The sequence below is a fragment of the Bradyrhizobium sp. P5_C11_2 genome (genome assembly GCF_054049755.1).
On sequence record NZ_JBFULT010000006.1, the window covers coordinates 1 to 20117 of the forward strand.

Genomic DNA, 20117 nt, shown 5'->3' on the forward strand with positions numbered 1-20117 from the left:
GGATATGATATGCTTGAAGCGATTGTGATACTTTTTGGGTATGGCAATGGACCTGCGACGTCTTCGCTATTTCATCGCGGTTGCAGAGGAAGGGCACATCACGCGGGCGGCAGAGCGGCTCGACATGCAACAGCCTCCACTGAGCCGTCAGATAAGCCTGATGGAGCGCGAGCTGAATGTTCAGCTTTTCCGACGGCTGCCTCGGGGCGTTGATCTAACCAGCGCGGGGCAGGCCCTGTTTCATGAAGCAAAAGCAATATTGTCCCAGCTCGATCGCGCGATCGAAACGACTCTGCGGACCGCTCGCGGCGAGCAAGGAAAGCTTGTCGTTGGTGTTGCCCCGACGGCCCCCTTCAATCCGCTCGTCCCCATCGCAATCCGGTCCTTCCGTGAAGCTTTTCCGCTCGTCTCTCTGACGCTGCAGGAAGGGCTCAGCAATGAGATTGTCCTTGATTTTGAACGCGACCAGATGGATGTCGCTTTCGTGCGCGCACGGAATGTCCACGCGGAGGGGATCGTCGTCGTGCCGCTTCAGGAGGAACCATTGGTGGTGGCACTTCCTGCCCGTCACTCACTCGCCAAAGCACGGTCGAAGCCCGCCCAGCTGAAGTGCCTCRCGGACGATCCGTTTATCATGATCGGACCGCCAGGGACTGGGTTGCATGACGAGACCATCGCCGCCTGCCGGGCAGCTGGCTTTGTTCCGCGCCTCGGCCAGCCGGCGCCGCGCATCACCTCGACCCTTGGCCTTGTCGCGGCTGGGCTCGGCATTGCTCTCGTACCATCAACAATGCAAAGCGCACGTATGACCGGCGTGGTGTACCGACGCTTGAAGAATCCCGTGCCCAAAGCCTTCCTCGGCTTGGCATGGCGGCGGAGCAATCAGTCGGCCGCACTCAAGAACTTTATCGATCTGGTCCGGGAGACGGCCAAGCGACGACCCCCGCCCTAACGCGCGTTTCCTGCTGCTCCTATGTCGATGAAGCCATTGGCTCGTTGGTTTTTCGAGGCGTTTTTTGCCCCGTGGCTCTTTAAGCTAAGGACCAACGCAACGCTGACCGATGGCTGAGCGACCCCAGCTTGCTCGCGAGCCAGAACTCTTATCCGCGAAATCGATGCTCGCGAAGTCGCGGCAACAAACTTGCCAAGCCACCCCGCGAACTGGCCCGACGACAGCCAAATGATCTCTTCAATCTCAGGAGGAAATTTTAGCAAACGCCTACTGGAGATTTCCGAGATTTTCCGATATGTTTCCAGATGGCGGGGGAAGACGTCGGGCTGCTTAGCGGCTCTCGACCCATGTCGAGTTTCTGATGCCGAGCTTAGTCGCAAGCATAGGTGGCGCCGCCCCTTCCGTCCCGGAGGCAGCGAAGCAGTCCACCAGCTTGATCGACCTGCTTCTGAGCGGTCGATGGGGTTGGGTCGCCATCATCGCGGCCGTTCTCATCGCGCAATGGCTCGCAATCAAGGCATATGAACAGCTCAACGCCACCTGGACCGTAAGACGAACTTTCGTCGAGACGACAACTCAAAGCGTCGCGGGACTCGCAACGACGCATTATTGGGCGCTCGCCAACGCGTCTGGCACGCTTGCCACTCTGCTTCTCAGCTATACGCGAATGATCGAGGCACATTGCTTCATCAACTATCACGACGAAACCGGGCTATCGCGCCGGTTGGACGACCTGAGTATCGAGACGGCAAATCTAACCTTTGCCCCGTTCGCACGCCTCGTCGTCCTCTTCGACCGTTTCCAGTTCCGGGGAAGCAACACCTATCTGCTGCCGCATCACGAGTCGGGCGAGACACTCCGCCGGCTGTACAACGCCTTCGTCAGCAATCTTCCCGAGACCGAGTTGCTGATGCTGATCCGTAAAGGCGTGGAAAAGCAACTCCTCTACGAGGCAAAGCCCCCAGCCGCGGATCCCGTCGGTCTCTACGGAACCTTTCTGGAATATCTCCCGAACCGCAACGAACAGCCCGAGCTGACGGAAGCGTACGAGAAATGGCGTATCTGGCTACAGGACGCATTGCCCAATGTCAGCGGCGCGGCGGAGGCGCTGCTCGCTTATTCGGAGTTGCTCTCGCACGAGCTGGCGGTGCTGAACGCGGTATTCTTCCGCGACAAGCCCGGCATTGCCACCCGGCTACGCGACAAGATCGTCAGCCCCGATAAGCCAATCTGGTGGCCGATCGCCAACGCGTGGGCAGCCGAGCGTTGGCCGTCGCTGCTGTCCACGCATGCGGTCGCTGCCGCCGCGCGTGCGTCGGCCTTGCCGAGGGATTTCGCACCGCTGAACTCCGGAACCCCCGTGCAGAAGCGTCCGGAATCGGTCCAGCAACTAAATCCGAAACAACCAAAGCCGGATCCGGGTGAAGAGGACATCTGACGTGGGGCCCTATGGGTAAGACAGATCACCAATCCCCGACGCAAGCCGGCACGCGCGACATCGGCTTGCTTGCGCAGATGCGTACCGCCCAGCACCGCCGGCTGGAACGGGCGACGATCGCCAGCCATCTCGGCAGGGAAGAGGCATTGAGCCCTTTCCGGGCCGCCGCGATCTTCGCCGCCATACGCCACTATGTAGCCGACCCGAAGGGTATCGTCGCCGCGGCCACGTCCGGAAGCGACCATCCTCCGGCTGGTTCACCTCTCGCACATGCGCTCCGGGCGCAGTCGCTCGCCGCGGCGGGCGATCATCACGGCGCGGCGTCCACCATGGCGGCTGCACTCCGCGCCATCGCCAAACGTGAAGCCCAGCCGGGAATAACCGCGGGCGAGGGCCGACACTATCGACTGCTCCTCGCACTTGGCGGAACATTCCTGCACAAACAGGCGCATCTCGCAGGTCTCAATGCGGTGGAGTGCTGGCCGGATATCTGCAAAGAAGACTTCGGTGCAAGGGCAGTCGAAGCTTTTCCCCTTGAGAGCTATCTGCAACTGGAACGTCACGAGCAGCTCTGCCGCGAGCGACGTTTTGACCAAGCCCTGCCGGCGCTCATGCAATGGCTCGCGATCGCTGCCCGTTCGCCCGAGGAAACGTCCTACGCCGCCATTCAGGCAGCGGTCGTCGCGCTCGGCATCCAGCCGACCGAACCTGGGCGAGATGCGTTCATCATCGCGGCGGAGCGCCTTCTCGAGAAGGGACTGGCCCCAGGCGAGCCGGACCAGAAGGAAATCGCACGAAACGGACAAGAGCAGGCGGCACGCGACGCGCGAGCCCGTCTCGCCTATTGGTTAGGGCGAGTACGGCTGGTAAAGGCCGAGATCCGCCCCGACGCTCCGCCGCGCGCCGTAGAGGCTTTCGAGGTCGCAAGGAAAACCAGCGATGCCCGCGAGGCCGATATCGCCAAGGGGTGGCTTCCGGAAGCAAGGCGTGTGGACGCATTCCATGTCTTTAGCAAGTCTCGGCGCGGTCCGCTGAACCTGCTGGACGCCTTCTTGAGCGAAGTTGACGCCGCACGCCTGCGACCGGTGTATTCGTCTGACGCGATGATCTCTCCACGACCTCGCTTGCGCCGATTCGTGCTCGATATTCCGACCGAATTGCTGGGTGACAAGCCGGATGAAATCGCCAGCGCCATCAGCGGCGAGGGAGCCGCGGCCGAGACACGTGGCACGATCGCAGAACTACGCTCGCGCTGGTGGCGACGCTACAGATTCCGACTTCCGGGCGGGCAGTGGCGTAAGACGGACGGCCCGATGCGGGTACTGATCGATGGGCAGCCGATCGGCACCTTCGTCGTCGCATCCACGAAAGACGTCGCTGACCAACTCGACGAAGCCCTCAGATTTCATCTGCACAAGCTGGTCGAGCCCGACATGGCCTCTGACCTCGGCGTAGAGGACTTCAAAGAGACAAGTTGGATGCCTCTGGTAAGACTGTTGCTCTCCGAGCAGACCAGCCTCCGAGCCAGGGAGGCTCTTCGCAAAGCCGTCAATTCAATCGAGACGCAAGGCACTACAGTTATCGAAGCGGCAGGCAGGTATCGTCTCGATCCCGCCGTGCGCCCCCTGCTGTGGGGGGCGAAACACGCTCACATGCAACTGGATGACGTCCTTCCCCAGGCGGAGGACAGGCTGCTCGCCTGTACGGGCACGGACCAAATGCTAGTCGTGCCAAACGAGCTTTCGGAAGATATCATCACGGCAATCAAGAAGCGGAACGAACTCGGCCCGACACCGGACTCGTTTTCGGGAACCATCCGTCCTGCCGGAACGGTCGCAGCTGAGCAGGGCGTCCGCGAAGCGACCCAACACAGCACTTACAGTGCCGTCGAAAGGGCGATTGTCGTCAAGCATCAACGAATCCGACCGTGGCTGAGAATCCTGATCGCGCAGGATCCGCTACTATTGAAAATGCCGGTTCTCACCGAGGAAGAAGTCGCGGCATGACGGCCAGACCGCAGATCGACGTACATGGTCCGTCAGCCGAAGCGCCGGCTTTCAGAGCCCGCCTCGATCAGTACGCTGCCGAATTGGCCGAGGATCTCTGCATTGACAGGCCAACGCTCTCGTTTCGCGAGACCTCGCGGGACGAACGGCACGTCGTGATCGCCAACCAGAGCCGGCCGGTTGCGGCGCAACGCTGGTCGCCGGGCGCGCCCGACCCGCTTGCCGACGCTGAAGCGGCTGCAGCCGCGCTTTTTCGTCACCGTTGGCTTCTCCTTGAGCCGGCCCTCGCCGAATGCGGCGTGCCTTACCGCCCGGCGTTGCGCCAGGCCGCCGATGCCGGATTGACGCTGAGCGAGCTGATCGACCTTGATGACACCCAGCCTTCGGAGGACGGCCTGCTTTGGGAGGCCGCCGAACTCCATCCCCCCACTCTCGGCTTCATACATGGAGAGGTCGACCTGCCGCACGAACAGCTTCTCACTGCGGTGAAGAATGGCGCGGAAATGGCGGCCGATCTGCTTGGCTTTGAAGTGCCGGTGCCGGCCCTCACAGCCGACGCGGAGCTGGCTCCTTCGCGCTTTCGTCTAAGGCTGCGCAAGATACGCGGACCGATTGAGCCCGATCCGATCGACAGCGACGCGGCAGCGGTTGGACGGGTGACAAGAGCGGCCTACATGAGGATCGGACCGCAGTTGCTCGATGGCAAGGTTCTGCTGTCGCGGTTGCTCGATCCAGAGGCTGTGCAACCGGATTACGCACGAAAGGCCCTGAGACGCATACCCACGATTCTGCGGGTCGTCGAGGTCGTGCGGCCGCTCCTGTCAGAAGGATATGTGCTCATCGACGCTGTGCTATTCTGCGAGGCGATCCTCGCGTCCGAGCGCTCAGCCGAACCCGGCGAGGCACTGGGCCATGGAAAGATTCTCGTGSTGCCCGGGCCTTTGAAACCGCCCGGCAGAACTGCACAGGCCGAGGACGCTCTCAGTGCCCACATTCGCGCAGCGCTCGTCGCCGCCTCGCTGCGGGTGCGAGCGAATTGGAGCGGCGAGCAAACCAGAATCTCGGCCGTGGTGCTCGCTCAGCAGACGCTCGATGTGTTGCGGCACAGCGAGCCTTTGGGTCAAGCCTGGGTGAACAGGTTGGCGGATCRGATCTTTGCCGTCGCAACGGGCGAAGCGGATGTGTTGCTGGTGCCTGAGGACGTCAGGAAGGCCGTACGCAGTCTGCTTGCCGATCGAATTACCGGCCTTCCCATCATCGGTCCTCTGGAATGCCCCGAGGGGATTGAGCTAATGAAGCGGGGCAAGGGGATCGCCATACCGCCGGAGACACGCAAATGATCGAACCTCCCAGGCTCCCGTACTTTCAAGAGCGCGGATGGGAACTTCGCTGGCAGCTCACCGCGATCGAACCTGTCGAAACTTCGATAGACCTGCAAGGCGCGCCGCTTCAACCTGCACCGCGTACCAATGTCGTGGTCAGCAGATCTCCCACGAACAAGGAAACAGCAAACGCCGCCGCGATGGACTTCCTGGAGCAAACCAAGCAGGCCGTCCCAGGAATTAAGCAAACGGTCTTGCCGGACGTGACGTTTGCCGATGGCGTTCAAGGCGCTGCGTTGGAGGTGACTTTCCTGGCCACTTCCGACGTCACCCTTTGGCAGCGGCATTTCTTCCGGCTGGATCCAGACGGTATGACGCAATTGGTCCTTACTTGCGAGTCTCGCCTGAGCGACGAGGAGAAGGAAGAGCTGACAACCCATGTTCTCGGCTTCACCGTGAAACCACCCTCGCCCGCAGGATGAGTTGCACGGCGTTCGCCGTCTGTCACATCTTCTTGACGGGGGTCGCGATGTTGCAGGCCAGAATCGCGGTGCATTTAACCGCCGCTGCCGCGCTGTCTCCGCGGTCACTTCGCGCCTGGCGGCGGTGGAACGTTGTTCGCGTTCCGAAAACAAACGACGCTTTCTGTATTTGAACGACAAGATGCGCCAGATCGCGAGTATGGCATCACGGCGAGCTTGTTCAGCGCGCGATGTCGATCCACATCCAACCGCACCGGCAGCCGATGCGCCGGCTCATGATGGAGATCGACTATGACCGGACTTAAACTTCTCGCTGCCGTGGCCTTGTTGTCGGGCCTGACCGCAAGCGCCGCCTACGCGCAATCCGGCTTTGCGAGCAGCCACCCGGATACTTACGAGGCCGAGAATCCCAATCGCAACCTGAATGGCACACTGACGCCGGCGGGTCGGATGGGCCTCGAATTGCCGGATGGCGCAGCTCCTGTGCAAGGTTTCGACAACGCTCGCGCTCGCATGGACAGCGCGATGTCACGTTCCTGCGCGGAGCGTTATCGATCCTACGATCCGGCAACGGGCACCTACCTCGGTGACGACGGAAGCCGCCATCCTTGCAACTAAGGCAAGGCCGCAAATCACCGGATCAAGCGGACATTTCCGAGTGGATGGCCCGCAGGTCCGGTTGGATTCGAGACGCCGCCGAGATGGCGTCTCGAATCTTCCCGGATATGTTGCTGGTTGCGGCTAACCGGTGCGCGACGGTCAGCCTTGGTCCGATGACGCGGATCGCGGCTAGTGACACGGATAGGCCTTCTTCAGAAGCTGCAGCAGCGGCATGACGATGATGGTGTCGTCCGGATAAGTCGTYTGCTTCTCGGCCCAGTCCGAAAGCAAATGAGCCGCCTCCTCGTGGCTGACAAACCCGCCTTCCTTGCAAAACAGCTTGACGGGGGCCGCGATGTTGTAGGCCAGCAGTGCGTCCATCGCGCCCGCCAGATAGATGTCATTCAGAATCCGTAGCCTTTCATTTTCCGGATGCAGATAACTCTTCAGTCTCAGGGTCTGTGCATTTGCCCCAGAAGACAGAAGCACGCCCAATACGATCACTGCGATGCGGACCATTCGTCAGCCTCCCCCCTTGTCCGATCTCCGTCGCGCGTTCCTGACCCCGGCAACGTCATAGGCGCGGAGGCGCGCAGACGTTGCGAGCGAACGCGGCGCGGCCGGCGCCGTGGTCGGCGCCGGCCGTCACTCACGCTGTCGCCGCTACTGCGAGCGGTCCGAGGTCCACCCCTTGTACTCCCCGACATTGTCGCGCGTCACGAGTTTCGACGGCAGCAGCTCGACGGTGGACCCGGGCTTCTGGCCGTTGAGGATGCCGACGCCGACCTGCACGGCGCGGCGGGCCATGAAGAACGGGTCCTGCGAGGCGGAAGCCTGGATCTGCTGCGACTGCGGATCCTTGAGCGCGGCTTCGATGTCGGGCGCGCCGTCGACCGCGGTGATCACGATGCCGGTGCGCTGCTGCTGGCGCGCCGCAAGGTCGGTGCCGATCGCCTGCGGATCGTTGATGGCGAAGATGGCGTCGATCTTGGCAAAGCGGGTCAGATAGCCCTGCGCCACCGTCAGGCCGCCTTCGCGCGAGCCCTTGCCGTCCTGGTCGTTGGACAGCACCTTGATGCCGGGGTTCTTGCCGAGCACGTTCTTGCAGCCGACGACGCGGTCGATCACCGCGGAGACATGCGGGCCGTTCTCGATGATGACATCGCCTTTGCCCCCGAGCTTGTCGACGATGTACTGGCAGGAGATCTCGCCGGCCTGGACGTTGTTGGTGGTGACCGTGGCGTCGGCGCCTTCGGCCGCGGTGTCGACGGCCACGACGACGATGCCGGCGGCCTGCGCCTTCTTGATCGCAGGGCCAACCGCCTTGGGATCGCCGGGATTGAGCAGGATCAGGTCGACGCCGGCGGCGATGAAATTGTCGATCTGGGTGACCTGCTTGCCGAGGTCGTATTCGAAGCCGACCGTGGTGATCTTGACGTTGGGGTTGGTCTTCCTGGCCTCGAACTCGGCGCCCTTCGACAACGCGACGAAGAACGGATTGCCGAGCGAGCCCAGCGAAATGCCGATCGACTTGAGCTCCTTGGCGCAGGACGGCGCGGCGCTCAGGACGAGCGCCATGGCGGCGCCGGCAAACGAGATCGTCTTCAACATTGGCTTCCTCCCTGGTCTGTTTGAAGCTCCGACACGACGACCAGTTGTCGTGACGGATCTATGGTTTTACGTGCGCGCCGAGCCCTGCAGCCGATAGCGGTCCAGCGCCACCGCGCCGATGATCACCAGGCCCTTGATCACATATTGCCAGACGTCGGACACGCCGATCAGGATCAGGCCGTTCGACAACACCGCGATGATCAGCGCGCCGACCAGCGTGCCCCAGATCGAGCCGATGCCGCCGACGAAGGAGGTGCCGCCGAGGATCACGGCGGTGATGGCGTCGAGCTCGTAGGACTGGCCGAGCTGGAGGCCGTTGGCGGCGTAGAGACGCGCCGCCTGCATGGCGCCGCCGAGGCCCGCGAGCAGGCCGGAGACGCCATAGACGAAGATCAGCACGGCCCAGACCTTGATGCCGGCGAGCCGCGCGGCGCTCTCGTTGCCGCCGACCGCATAGATGTGCACCCCGAGCACGGTGCGCTTCAGCACCAGCCACGACACCAGGATGACCAATAGCGCGATCACCCAGAGCCAGGGTATCGACACGACGCCGGGAATGAGCGTCAGGGCGCCGTTGCCGATGAAGGCATAGGGGATCGACGGATTGAACACCGTGGTGTCGGCGCCGAGCAGGCGCGCCGCGCCGCGCACGGCGGTCAACGATCCCAGCGTGACGATGAAGGGCGGCAGCCGCAACAGCGCGATCAGGCCGCCATTGAGGATGCCGAACACGGCGCCGGTGAGCACCGCGGCCGGCAGCCAGAGCCATCCGAAATCGGGGAATTTGGAAATGATCAGCCCGGCCATCGCCGACGCCGCCAGGATGGAGCCGACCGAGAGGTCGATGCCGCCGGTGAGGATGACGAAGGTCATGCCCGCGGCCAGCACGGTGTTGACCGCGGACTGCTGCACCACGATGCCGATGTTCTGGCCGGTGAAGAAGCGGCCGTCCGACAGCACATGAAAGCCGATGCACAGGAGCAGCAACACCGGCAGCATGCCGACCGCGCGAATGATCATCCGCGTGCGTTGCCGCTTGGTCTCCTGTGCGGCGGCCAGCCCGGGCGCGGCCGGGGCGGCCTTGGCGGAAGCGCCGTTCTCAGGCATCGAGCTGCTCCGTTCCGGTGGCAAGGGCCATGATCTCCTCCTGGCTGAGCGGCGCCGCACCCCTCCGCATCTGGCCGGCAATGTGCCCCGCGCGCATCACGATGACGCGGTCGCAGATGCCGATGATCTCGGGCAGGTCGGACGAGATGACGAGAACCGCGGTTCCTGACTTCGCGAGGTTGTCGATGATCGAATAGATCTCGGATTTGGCGCCGACGTCGACGCCGCGCGTCGGCTCGTCGAGGATGAGGATCTTCGGGCCGATCGCCAGCAGCCGCGACAGCAGCACCTTCTGCTGGTTGCCGCCCGAGAGCCCGCCGGCGGGAACGCCGACATTCGCGGCGCGGATGCCGAGCCCCGTGAACGCACGCTTGGCGCGGTCGCGGGCCTTGTCGCGGTCGAGGATGCCGCCGAACTTCGCGTCGCGGCCGAGCACCGCGAGATTGATGTTGTCGAGGCAGGACATGTCGAGGAACAGGCCGAGCGCCTTCCTGTCCTCGGTGAGATAGGCAATGCCCGCATCCAGCGCCTCGCCGGGCGTGCGGATCGAGACCGCGCGGCCCTCGATCTCGACATGGCCCGAGATCATGGGCGCGGCGCCGATGATGAGATGCGCAAGCTCGGTGCGGCCGGCGCCGACCAGGCCGGCAAGGCCGACGACCTCGCCCGCATGCACCGTCAGCGAACAGCCCTTGACCCGCCGCCCGTCGGCGATGTCGACGGCGGCGAGCACGGGCGCGCCCGGCCGTGCCTGCGGATCATGGTCCTTCTTGTAGAAGGACGAGACGTCGCGTCCCACCATCATCCGCACGATGGCGTCGGCGCGGATCTCGGGCTTGTCGAGCGAACCGACCAGCGTACCGTCGCGCAGCACCGTGACGCGGTCGCCGAGCGCATAGACCTCGTCCATGCGATGCGAGATGTAGATGATGGCAAGACCTTCGGCGCGCAGCTGGCGGATCAGGGCGAACAGCCTTTCGCTCTCGCCGGCCGACAGCGCCGTGGTCGGCTCGTCCATGATCAGGATCTTCGAGCGGGCGTGCAGCGCACGGGCGATCTCGACCAGCTGGCGCTGACCCATCGAGAGATTGGCGACCAGGGTCTGCGGCGTGAAATCCGCGCCGAGCCGCGCCAGGATCGGTCCGACGCCGGCCTGCATCGCCTCGCGCGCCAGCAATCCGCCGCGGGAGAGCTCGCGGCCGAGATAGATATTCTCGGCGACGCTCAGATTGGGCGCGAGCGAAAGTTCCTGATAGATGATGGCGATGCCGGCCGCGCGGCCGCCGAGCGGGCCGTTGATCTGCACCGGCTGGCCGTCGATGCGGATCTCGCTGCCCGGATCGGGCCGGTAGGCACCCGACAGGATCTTCATCAGCGTGGATTTGCCGGCGCCGTTCTCGCCCATCAAGGCGTGGATCTCGCCCGGATAGACGGTGAGGTCGACGTCGCGCAGCGCCTTGATGCTGAAGAACGATTTGGAGACCCGGCGCATCTCGAGGATGGGCTCGCTCATCACACCTCCCCGACGCGCCGACGGCGGCATCGCATCTCATCCGCGTCTCGTTTGGTCCCTGGCGCGAATGCGCGCATTAAACAAAAGGCTGCGGCGCAGGGCAATCCCTCCCGCGCGCTCGCGAACCGCCGGGAGCGGATTTATCTTTTTGGGACGGAACCGATGTTCGGACGCGATGCCTTTTCTTCGCCACATCATCGCGCACCATCCTTGCGCCGGATCGGATCGCGGTCAGCGCCGCGGCCGGTACAGACGGCGCCATTCCGGAAGCCGCGCGGCATAGGCTTGCGCAAGCGCGGGCTCGGGCTCGAACGTCTCGACGCGCTGCGGCGCGGTGCAGACGGCGTCGATCGCCTCCCCGGTGACCGCGAGGCGCCCGAGACGCGCCGCGCCGAACGCAGCGCCGGTTTCGCCATCGGCAAAGCGATGCACCGGGATGTTCAGGACATTGGCCAGCACCGACAGCCAGAACCGCGACCGCGAGCCGCCGCCGATGACATCCGCCTCCGCGATCGCCAGTCCGGTCTCGGCCAGCACGTCCCGGCAATCCGCAAGCGCGAAGGCAACGCCTTCGAGCACGGCTTGCACGATCGCGTCACGATCGGTGGCGTGACCGAGCCCATCGAGCATGCCGCGCACATCCGGGTCATCGTGCGGGGTGCGCTCGCCGGAGAGGTACGGCAGGAAGCTGACGGGCGACGGCGCCTGCGGGCGCAACCCGAGCGGCGCCAGCAGCTCGGCCTCGGACGCCCCCAACAGCCGCGCGATCCAGGCCAGGCACGATGCCGCCGAGAGAATCGCGCCGGCCTGAATCCACCGGCCGGGGACGGCGTGGCAGAAGGTGTGCACGACCCGCTCCGGATTGGCCGCGATCGTCCGGGTCGGCACCAGCAGCGCGCCGGAGGTTCCGAGCGAAATGAAGGCCGCGCCGGGGTTGATGGCGCCGATGCCGACGGCGCCCGCCGGATTGTCGCCGGCGCCGCCGGCGATCATCGGCCGCCTGGCCATGCCCCAGCGCTGCGCCAGCTCRCTGCGCAGCCGCGCCGCTGGGGCGCAGCCCTCGACCAGACGCGGCATCTGCCGGCGCGACAGCGCGGTCGCGGCGAGCCCCTCATCCGACCAGTCGCGGCGCGCCACATCGAGCCACAGCGATCCCGAGGCGTCCGAGACATCCTCGATCGCCTCGCCGGTCAGCACCAGGCGCAGATAGGCCTTGGGCAGCAGCACGAGTCTTGTCGCCGCGAAGATCTCCGGCTCGTGCCTCGCAACCCACACCAGTTTCGGTGCCGTGAATCCCGGCATCGCCTTGTTGCCGGTCGTCGCCCGCAATGCGGGCCAGCGCTGCTCCAGCTCGGCGCATTCCGCGACAGACCGTCCGTCATTCCAGAGAATGCAKGGCCGGAGCGGCGTGAGACCGGCATCGAGCAGCGTTGCGCCGTGCATCTGGCCCGACAGGCCGATGCCCTCGACCGCGGCCAGCTCGCGCGCGTGATCGGCCTTCAGCGCGTCCAGCGCCGCAAATGTCGCCTCGATCCACTGCGCCGGGTCCTGTTCGCAATGGCCGGGACGCGGCGTGCTGACCGTCAGCGGCCGGCTGCGGCTCGCCACCACGCGCTGCGCGTCGTCGACGAGAACGGTTTTGACGGCCGACGTGCCGAGATCGATGCCGAGATACATGATGCCACTCGCCTTTGCGCGCCGGCGACATTGCGGACAGGGAGCGATGATTTCAAGCCGTCTGCCGTGGAGCTCGATCACGGAACAGCCCGCACCATCGCTGCGTAGGCTCGCCACCATCATCCCAAATTTGCAAGGCCGGCCTGCGTGCGCTGTCGCCGCCTCCCCCGCCATTGGCACGGCCTCCCCGATCGTGTAACGCCACCTCAAAAGCTGATCGGGACGGGACGCTGATGGGGACCGCTGGCACCAACGACGCGGGAGATGGCACGCGTGCGCTGATCTTTGCGCTGGTCGCGCTCGCCTGCGGCCACATGCTGTCGACATTGCTGCGCACCATTCCGGCCATCAGCCTCGATCTGATGGCGGCGGATTTCCGCATCGAGCCGCAGGCGCTGGCGAGCCTCACCTCGGTCTATCCCTTCGCCTTTGCCGCTGCGCAGATCCCGGTCGGCGCGGCGATGGATCGGTTCGGCGTGCGCCCGGTGTCGCTCGGCCTGCTCGGCGGGACCGTGTTCGGCGCGATCGCCTCGGGATTTGCGACCGGGCCGGAGAGCTTTGCGGTCGGGCAGTTGCTGCTGGGAGTTGCCACCTCGGGCATGCTGATGTGCCCGATGACGCTGGCGGCCAAGCAATTGTCGGCGGCGCGCTTCGGGCTGTGGTCGGGCGCGATCCTGTCAATCGGTAATATCGGCATGCTGTTGTCGTCGAGCCCGCTCGCCTTCGTGGTCGATCATTATGGCTGGCGCGCCGGATTCCGGATCTCGGCCCTCGGCGGCCTTGTGGTCGCGCTCGCCGTGTTCGCGCTGGTGCCGAAGCAGCCGGCCGAGCACAAGGACGCCTCCTCGCCGCTGTCGCAGATGATCGAGGTGCTGCGGCTCGGCCTGTCGCGGCCGCTGCGCGGCCTGATCGCGCTGGCGCTGGTGTCGCTGGCGACCACGCTGGTGCTGCGGGGCCKGTGGGGCGGACCGTGGCTGATGCAGGTCAAGGGACTGTCGCGGGTCGAGGCCGGCAACCAGCTTGGCGCGTTCACGCTTGCGATGATCGCGGGTCCCCTTTGCATCGGCATGATCGATCGCAGGCTTGGCCACCGCCGCGAGCTGGTGGCGGGCACGCATCTGGTCGGGGCGCTGCTGCTCGCGCTGATGGCGCTGGGCGCGCCGCACTACGCCGTCTCCGCGCTGTTCGGCGTCGCCGTGATGCCGCCGCAATACGATCTGGTGCTGTTCGTGCTGATTGGGCTTGCGACCTCCGCGCAGCCGCTGCTGTTCGGCATGTCGCGGCAGCTGGTCGACGCGCAAGTTGCGGGCAAGGCGCTCGCCGCGATCAACCTCGCCTTCTTCCTCGGCGCGGCCCTGATGCAGTCGATCACCGGCGCGGTGGCGGCGCTCGCGGGGCTGCCGGCAGTGCTGCTGTTCATGGCGGCGGCGCTCCTTTCCGGCACACTGATCTTCCTGGCGTATACGCGGACCGCGTGAAGCAGCCTCGTACAACAGCGTGCCGCAAGGGATGTTTCATTTTCCTGCCGATTACGTCGCGTGCAGTCAGCCGGCGACGTTCAGCGCACTGTCACCGAAATTCCCGATTTTCCCTGTCGCGCCAGCCTCAGTGAAAAGTCGCAACCTGCAGTGGCCGTTATTTCCACTGTGGCCCGGTGGGTACAGCCGCCGAGTGACCCGCCAGCTACTGTGACCAGATCGCGAAGTCGCACGACTCATCAGATGAAGTCGCTGGCCTGTGCGATGCCGACTCGCACGATACGCTTCAGGCGCCTTTGCCGTTAGTTGAAGGAAGATTCTCCCCATGACCACCAAAACCCTTTTCGGCGCCATTGCGCTGGCAGTCTCGACGTTTGCCTCGGCGATGGCGGCGGACGTGCCGATGCCGTACAAGGCCGCACCTGCGGCCCCGGCCTTCTCCTGGACCGGTTGCTATGTCGGCGGCAATGGCGGCGGCGGCCGCGGGGTCAACGAGCAGCAGCCCATCGTCGGGCAAGCATTCACCGCCAATCACAGCAGCGGCTGGCTCGCTGGCGTGCAGGGCGGCTGCGACTATCAGGTCGGCTCCCTCGTGGTCGGCGTCGAAGGCCAGTTCGATTGGGCTGACATGAAGGACACCAGCACGACACTGCTTCCGGGCGGTGGCTTCGGCTTCCTGCTGACGACCCAGCTCGATCGCGTCGCCACCGCGACGGGCCGCGTCGGCTACGCGTTCGATCGCGTACTGTTCTACGCCAAGGGCGGCGCCGCCTTCGCCCGCTTCAACCATCAGATGACGCAGACCGACTTCGCCGCCACGACGATTGATTTCAAGGGTTCGCGCGATGTGACGGGATTCGTCGTCGGTGCCGGCCTCGAATATGCGCTGCTGCCAAACCTGTCGTTGAAGGCCGAATACAATTATTTCGACTTTGGAACGAACGGCTACACCCTGAACTGCTCCGGCAATCCCCTATGTGCCGGCGCTCCCTTCTTTCCGGCCAGCGTCCGGCAGAACATGCAAACCGTTATGCTCGGCGTGAATTGGCGCTTCAATACCGCGCTCGCCCCGCTCGTCGCGCGATACTGATTGATTTGCCGAACGCATCGGCGGCGCGTCGGGCTCGACGCGCCGAGTCCGTGGTTGCGGCCGCAGTGCTGAATTGCGGTGATCATCCACCAAAGGCGCTGATCGCCGACACGAACGACCCCAAGCAGCCTCTGTGGCTTTGATGCGGCCGTCCCGGCACCGCCCTTGATCCGCTCGCGATAGGCCCTGCTCCCTGCACAAGGTCCTTGCCCGGAATCCGCTCGCCGCCCTGCCCCGCCCCAAATTCACCGGACTGTCCGCATGGCAGCAATGCTTCTGGCGGGAACGCTGATCTTTTTGGTCTATGCGTCGCCGAGGCCGACGCTAGAGTAGGCCTGACTGCTTCGTCCCGCCTCGCTCACGGCAAACCCTCAGCCTCGCCGTTCGTCAAAGGAATACCTCATGCCTGTCGACACCAAAGCCGCCACCGATCGCCTCATGCGCTTCCTCTCCGTCGAGGGCGTCACCGGACAGGAGGCGGCGATCGGGCGGGAGCTCACCGCCGCGCTGAAGCAGAGCGGCGTGCCGGCGAAGGCGATCCGGCTCGACGACGCCAACACCCGCATTCCGGTGCCGACCGAAACCGGCAACCTCATCGTCGACCTGCCCGGCCGCGGCGCGCTGCACAACCAGCCGCGCATCATGTTCATGACCCACATGGACACCGTGCCGCTGTGCGCCGGCGCCAAGCCGAAGCTCAAGGGACGCAAGATCGTCAACGACGCCAAGACCGCGCTCGGCGGCGACAATCGCTGCGGCTGCGGCGTGCTGGTGACGCTGGCCGCCGAACTCGAAAAGCAGAAGCTCGATCATCCGCCGATCACGCTTCTGTTCTGCGTGCGCGAGGAGAGCGGGCTCTATGGCGCGCGCCACGTCAAGCTCGACGAGCTCGGCTCGCCGGCGATGGCGTTCAACTATGACGGCGGCTCGGCCTCCAACGTGATCATCGGCGCGGTCGGGGCCGACCGCTGGACCGTCGAGATCTTCGGCCGCGCCTCGCATGCCGGCGTCGCGCCGGAGCGCGGCATCTCCTCGACCATGATCATGGCGCTCGCCCTTGCAGACGCGAAGGCCGGCGGCTGGTTCGGCAAGGTGGTGAAGGGCAAGCAGCAAGGGACGAGCAATATCGGCCCCGTCACCGGCGGCGAAGGCCGCCCCGCGGGCGATGCCACCAACGTCGTCACCGACTACGTCCATGTGCGCGGCGAAAGCCGCAGCCACGACGGAAAGTTCTTCAAGGAGATCACGAAAGCCTACAAGGCCGCGTTCGAGAAGGCGGCCAAGAAGGTGACGAATGCGCAAGGCAAGTCCGGCAAGGTCAAGTTCAAGGCCGAGACCGACTATTTTCCGTTCCGCATGAAGGACAGCCAGCCCGTCATCAAGCGCGCGGTCGAGGCCGTGTCCGCGGTCGGCGGCACCCCGAATGTCCGCACCGCCAATGGCGGCCTCGATGCCAACTGGATGGTCCGCCACGGCGTGCCGACCGTGACGTTCGGCGCCGGCCAGAACGAGGCGCACACCATCGACGAATGGATCAATCTCGACGAATACGACCGCGCCTGCGCGCTGGCCGTACAGCTTGCGACGATGCGGTAATGTGATGCCAACGCACTTTGTCGCAGCCGCCGTCAATCCGGAGGAAGAGCCTTACAAGGGCGAACGGCGCGGGCCGATATTCTGGTGTTCGACATCACCCGCCTACAGGGACAGGCGCATTCGCGCGCATTTGAAGACGTGTCGACCGTCATAGGCATGATCGAGCGCAGGCTAGCCCAGGGTCAGCAGCTTGCCGAGGACAATTCGCGGCGTCGCAGTAGCCGGCTCAGGCTTGTGTGTGCAGCAGGTCCGTCAGTTGACATGCGACCTATTTCGGGACGCATTCCACATTGAAGGCGATGATGATCTGCGCCGGGTCGGCCTTGCCCAGAGCCTTCAGATCTTCCAGACCGCTTCTCATTCTGGCGCCAGCGTCCTTCAAGCTGTCCTCGAGTTTCAACTTGGCCGCCTTGCATCGCTCTTCGTTGGAGAACTCCTGGAACACTACGGTCGGAAGCAGTCTCCATTCCGCCCTGTCATTTGTGGCGGCCGGACTGACTGAGTAGGAGAAGACATACATCAGGATCCACATTGGGTGCTCCTTCTGATCGAAAGGTGTACGGCATGTCTCCACCCTGGCGATGGACTCCGTTGATCTACATCAACCCGCTGCGCTCCGAGGGTTCTCGCAAGATGCGCCCGGATTTTGGCCACGACTGCATTGCATGGCGCGGCCTGTCGGCCTAGCCTGCAAAGAAAAAGCTGGGAGGCCGCATGCCGCGCATCGCAACGATCGAGTCCGCACTCTACCGGATTCCCCTCCCGGTCACGCTCTCCGACAGCACCCATGGCGAGATCGCGGCGTTCGAGCTGATCACCTGCCGGGTGCACGATGCCGATGGCGCGGAAGGCGTGGGCTATACCTACACCRTCGGCCGCAATGGCGGCGCGACGGCCGACATCCTCAAGCGCGAGATCCCCGCACTCGTCGAAGGACGCGAGGCGGACGACACCGAAGCGATCTGGCATCATGTCTGGTGGGGCCTGCACTATGGCGGGCGCGGCGGCGCGGCCGTGCTGGCGCTCTCCGCGCTCGACATCGCGCTGTGGGACCTGAAGGCACGGCGCGCCAGCCTGCCGCTGTTCCGGCTGCTCGGCGGGTTCGACGCGCGCGTGCCGTGCTATGCGGGCGGCATCGATCTCGATCTCTCCGTCGAGGCGTTGCTCAAGCAGACCGACGGCAATCTCGCCAAGGGCTTTCGCGCCATCAAGATGAAGGTCGGCCGGCCCGATCTCAAATCCGACGTCGCCCGTGTCGCGGCGATGCGACAGCATCTCGGCGAGGGTTTTCCGCTGATGGCGGACGCCAACATGAAGTGGACGGTCGAGGACGCCATCCGCGCCGCCCGMGCGCTTCAACCGTTCGATCTCACCTGGCTGGAAGAGCCGATCATTCCCGACGATGTCGCGGGCCATGCCCGCATCATGCAGGCCGGCGGCGTGCCGATCGCGGCGGGCGAGAATCTGCGCTCGCTGTGGGAGTTCAAGAACTACATCGTTGCGGGCGCGGTGTCCTATCCCGAGCCCGACGTCACCAATTGCGGCGGCGTCACCGCCTTCATGAAGATCGCGCGGCTTGCGGAAGCCTTCAACCTCCCCGTCACCAGCCACGGCGCGCACGACATCACCGTGCACCTGCTCGCGGCCTGCCAAAACCGCTCCTATCTCGAGGCGCACGGCTTCGGGCTCGACACCTATATCGAGCACCCGCTTGTGCTCGAGAACGGCAAGGCGCTGGCGCCGGACCGCCCGGGCCACGGCATCAACTTTGACTGGGACGGGCTGGCGAAGCTGGCGCCGTAGAGCGCGCTGCCCTTAACCTCTCCCGCTTGCGGGAGAGGTCGGCGCGAAGCGCCGGGAGAGGGTTCTTTCCACGCCGGGAGTCTCTCCGCGGAGACACCCTCTCCCCACCCCTCTCCCGCAAGCGGGAGAGGGAGCTCACCTCGCGTAGAGTCGCACCTAGCTGCTACCAAGGCAGACAGCGTTGCTGCACGCGAGGCATTCCAAGGCGCTTGATGCAGCCGCCGGATAATCCGCTATGGTGGCGGCAGCCGTCATCATCCGAAAGACCCCGCCTTGACACCCGAACTGCACCAGAAACTGACCGCGTGGCGCCGGCATCTGCATGCGCATCCCGAGCTCTCCCTTCAGGAAAAGGCCACCGCCGCCTTCGTTCAGGAAAGACTCACCGAGCTCGGCATTCCCTTCGAGGCCGGCATCGGCGGGCACGGCATCGTCGCGACGCTGACGCGCGGATCCGCGCAAGGCCGCGTCGGCCTGCGCGCCGACATGGACGCGCTGCCCATCACCGAGGATACCGGCCTCACCTATGCCTCGCGCCATCCCGGCGTGATGCATGCCTGCGGACATGACGGGCATACCGCCTCGCTGCTCGGCGCGGCGGCGCTGCTGGTGGAGGACACCAGCTGGAGCGGCACCGTCGACTTCATCTTCCAGCCGGCCGAGGAAGGTTATGGCGGCTCGCGCGCGATGGTCGCGGCCGGGCTGTTCGACCGCTTCCCGATGGATCGGGTGTTCGGCTTTCACAACTGGCCGGGACTGGAAGCCGGCAGCATCGCGGTGCATGACGGCGTCGTCATGGCCTCGGGCGGGCGCGTCACCATCACCATCGACGGCCATGCCGGACATGCCGGCATGCCGCATCTGACCCGCGATCCGGTGATGGCGGCGGGCCATTTGATCGTCGCGCTGCAATCGATCGTGTCGCGCAGCGTCGATCCGCTCGACACCGCGGTTCTGTCGCTGTGCACGATCGAAGGCGGCACGGCGCCGAACCAGATCGCAGGCAAGGTCGTCATCCGCGGCACGCTGCGGTTTCATCGCGACGCAATCAAAGACACCATCCTCGACGGAATCGAGCGGACCTGCGCCGGCATTGCGACGAGCTTTGGCGTCAAGGTCACGCCCGAGATCGTGATGGGCGTGGGCGTGGTGATCAACACGCCGGCCGAGGCGGGCCTCGCGCGCATGGCTGCGGAGAAAGTGCAGGCGCCGGTGCGGCGCGACCTCGCGCCCAGCATGGCCGGCGAGGATTTCGCCCATTACCTCCAGCAGCGACCGGGCGCCTTCGTCTGGATCGGCAACGGGGAATTGCGCGACGGCGCCGAGCTGCACGGCCCGCGCTACGATTTCAACGATGCGATCCTGCCGGTGGCATCGCGCTGGATGGCCGAGGTCGCCAAGACGGCGTTGAGCGCGAACTAGCGAAACAGACCGGCCGCCGC

At 65.0% G+C, this 20117-nt stretch carries 17 protein-coding genes; 11 read left to right on the plus strand and 6 right to left on the minus strand.

What is annotated here, in order from left to right:
* Window positions 1-46: 46 nt before the first annotated feature.
* The 6 genes from ACXJL8_RS01290 (at window position 47) to ACXJL8_RS01315 (ending at window position 6818) form a co-directional block, all read left to right on the plus strand.
* Window positions 47-952, plus strand: coding sequence for a LysR family transcriptional regulator (locus tag ACXJL8_RS01290; protein WP_456684499.1), 906 nt, complete (start codon window positions 47-49; stop codon window positions 950-952).
* Between the two features lie 433 nt (window positions 953-1385).
* Window positions 1386-2390 (plus strand): hypothetical protein, encoded by a 1005-nt coding sequence (locus tag ACXJL8_RS01295; RefSeq protein ID WP_456619689.1) that lies wholly within the window; start codon window positions 1386-1388, stop codon window positions 2388-2390.
* Window positions 2391-2401: 11 nt separating this feature from the next.
* Window positions 2402-4396 carry a hypothetical protein gene (locus ACXJL8_RS01300; protein WP_456619690.1) on the plus strand — a complete coding sequence of 665 codons (1995 nt, stop codon included), beginning with the start codon at window positions 2402-2404 and terminating at the stop codon, window positions 4394-4396.
* Window positions 4393-5736: a hypothetical protein gene (locus tag ACXJL8_RS01305; protein ID WP_456684500.1), complete on the plus strand. Its 1344-nt coding sequence runs from the start codon at window positions 4393-4395 to the stop codon at window positions 5734-5736. The genes ACXJL8_RS01300 and ACXJL8_RS01305 overlap by 4 nt, the downstream gene beginning before the upstream one ends.
* Window positions 5733-6200 carry a hypothetical protein gene (locus tag ACXJL8_RS01310; protein ID WP_456619692.1) on the plus strand — a complete coding sequence of 156 codons (468 nt, stop codon included), beginning with the start codon at window positions 5733-5735 and terminating at the stop codon, window positions 6198-6200. Before ACXJL8_RS01305 ends, ACXJL8_RS01310 begins: the two co-directional genes overlap by 4 nt.
* Before the next feature lie 291 nt (window positions 6201-6491).
* A complete protein-coding gene (locus ACXJL8_RS01315) occupies window positions 6492-6818 on the plus strand; it encodes a BA14K family protein (protein WP_456619693.1) in 327 nt (108 codons plus the stop codon).
* 171 nt (window positions 6819-6989) lie between these two features.
* On the opposite strand, the gene ACXJL8_RS01320 is transcribed toward ACXJL8_RS01315, so the two are convergent.
* The 5 genes from ACXJL8_RS01320 to xylB all read right to left on the minus strand — a co-directional run bounded on the left by ACXJL8_RS01320 (window position 6990) and on the right by xylB (window position 12708).
* Window positions 6990-7319 (minus strand): hypothetical protein, encoded by a 330-nt coding sequence (locus tag ACXJL8_RS01320; protein WP_456619694.1) that lies wholly within the window; start codon window positions 7317-7319, stop codon window positions 6990-6992.
* Window positions 7320-7463: 144 nt separating this feature from the next.
* Entirely contained in the window at window positions 7464-8411 is a 948-nt protein-coding gene (locus ACXJL8_RS01325; protein WP_456619695.1) for an ABC transporter substrate-binding protein, read from the minus strand.
* A 66-nt stretch (window positions 8412-8477) separates the two neighbouring features.
* Window positions 8478-9518 (minus strand): ABC transporter permease subunit, encoded by a 1041-nt coding sequence (locus tag ACXJL8_RS01330; protein ID WP_456619696.1) that lies wholly within the window; start codon window positions 9516-9518, stop codon window positions 8478-8480.
* Window positions 9511-11031, minus strand: coding sequence for a sugar ABC transporter ATP-binding protein (locus tag ACXJL8_RS01335; protein WP_456619697.1), 1521 nt, complete (start codon window positions 11029-11031; stop codon window positions 9511-9513). The genes ACXJL8_RS01330 and ACXJL8_RS01335 overlap by 8 nt, the downstream gene beginning before the upstream one ends.
* A gap of 231 nt (window positions 11032-11262) precedes the next feature.
* Window positions 11263-12708 carry a xylulokinase gene (gene xylB, locus ACXJL8_RS01340; RefSeq protein WP_456619698.1) on the minus strand — a complete coding sequence of 482 codons (1446 nt, stop codon included), beginning with the start codon at window positions 12706-12708 and terminating at the stop codon, window positions 11263-11265.
* Window positions 12709-12941: 233 nt separating this feature from the next.
* Between xylB and ACXJL8_RS01345 the strand changes: the two genes are divergently transcribed.
* The 3 genes from ACXJL8_RS01345 to ACXJL8_RS01355 all read left to right on the plus strand — a co-directional run bounded on the left by ACXJL8_RS01345 (window position 12942) and on the right by ACXJL8_RS01355 (window position 16872).
* Complete coding sequence (locus tag ACXJL8_RS01345) at window positions 12942-14186, plus strand: MFS transporter (RefSeq protein WP_456684501.1); 1245 nt, start codon at window positions 12942-12944, stop codon at window positions 14184-14186.
* Between the two features lie 325 nt (window positions 14187-14511).
* The gene (locus ACXJL8_RS01350; protein ID WP_456619700.1) at window positions 14512-15276 is read left to right on the plus strand and encodes an outer membrane protein; all 765 of its coding nucleotides are present in this window, start codon (window positions 14512-14514) and stop codon (window positions 15274-15276) included.
* A 402-nt stretch (window positions 15277-15678) separates the two neighbouring features.
* The gene (locus ACXJL8_RS01355) at window positions 15679-16872 is read left to right on the plus strand and encodes a M20/M25/M40 family metallo-hydrolase (RefSeq protein WP_456684502.1); all 1194 of its coding nucleotides are present in this window, start codon (window positions 15679-15681) and stop codon (window positions 16870-16872) included.
* 268 nt (window positions 16873-17140) lie between these two features.
* On the opposite strand, the gene ACXJL8_RS01360 is transcribed toward ACXJL8_RS01355, so the two are convergent.
* Entirely contained in the window at window positions 17141-17404 is a 264-nt protein-coding gene (locus ACXJL8_RS01360; RefSeq protein ID WP_456619702.1) for a hypothetical protein, read from the minus strand.
* A 182-nt stretch (window positions 17405-17586) separates the two neighbouring features.
* Between ACXJL8_RS01360 and ACXJL8_RS01365 the strand changes: the two genes are divergently transcribed.
* Both ACXJL8_RS01365 and ACXJL8_RS01370 read left to right on the plus strand, forming a co-directional pair.
* Window positions 17587-18675 (plus strand): mandelate racemase/muconate lactonizing enzyme family protein, encoded by a 1089-nt coding sequence (locus tag ACXJL8_RS01365; protein ID WP_456684503.1) that lies wholly within the window; start codon window positions 17587-17589, stop codon window positions 18673-18675.
* A 273-nt stretch (window positions 18676-18948) separates the two neighbouring features.
* Window positions 18949-20097: an amidohydrolase gene (locus tag ACXJL8_RS01370; RefSeq protein WP_456619704.1), complete on the plus strand. Its 1149-nt coding sequence runs from the start codon at window positions 18949-18951 to the stop codon at window positions 20095-20097.
* Window positions 20098-20117 lie beyond the last annotated feature (20 nt).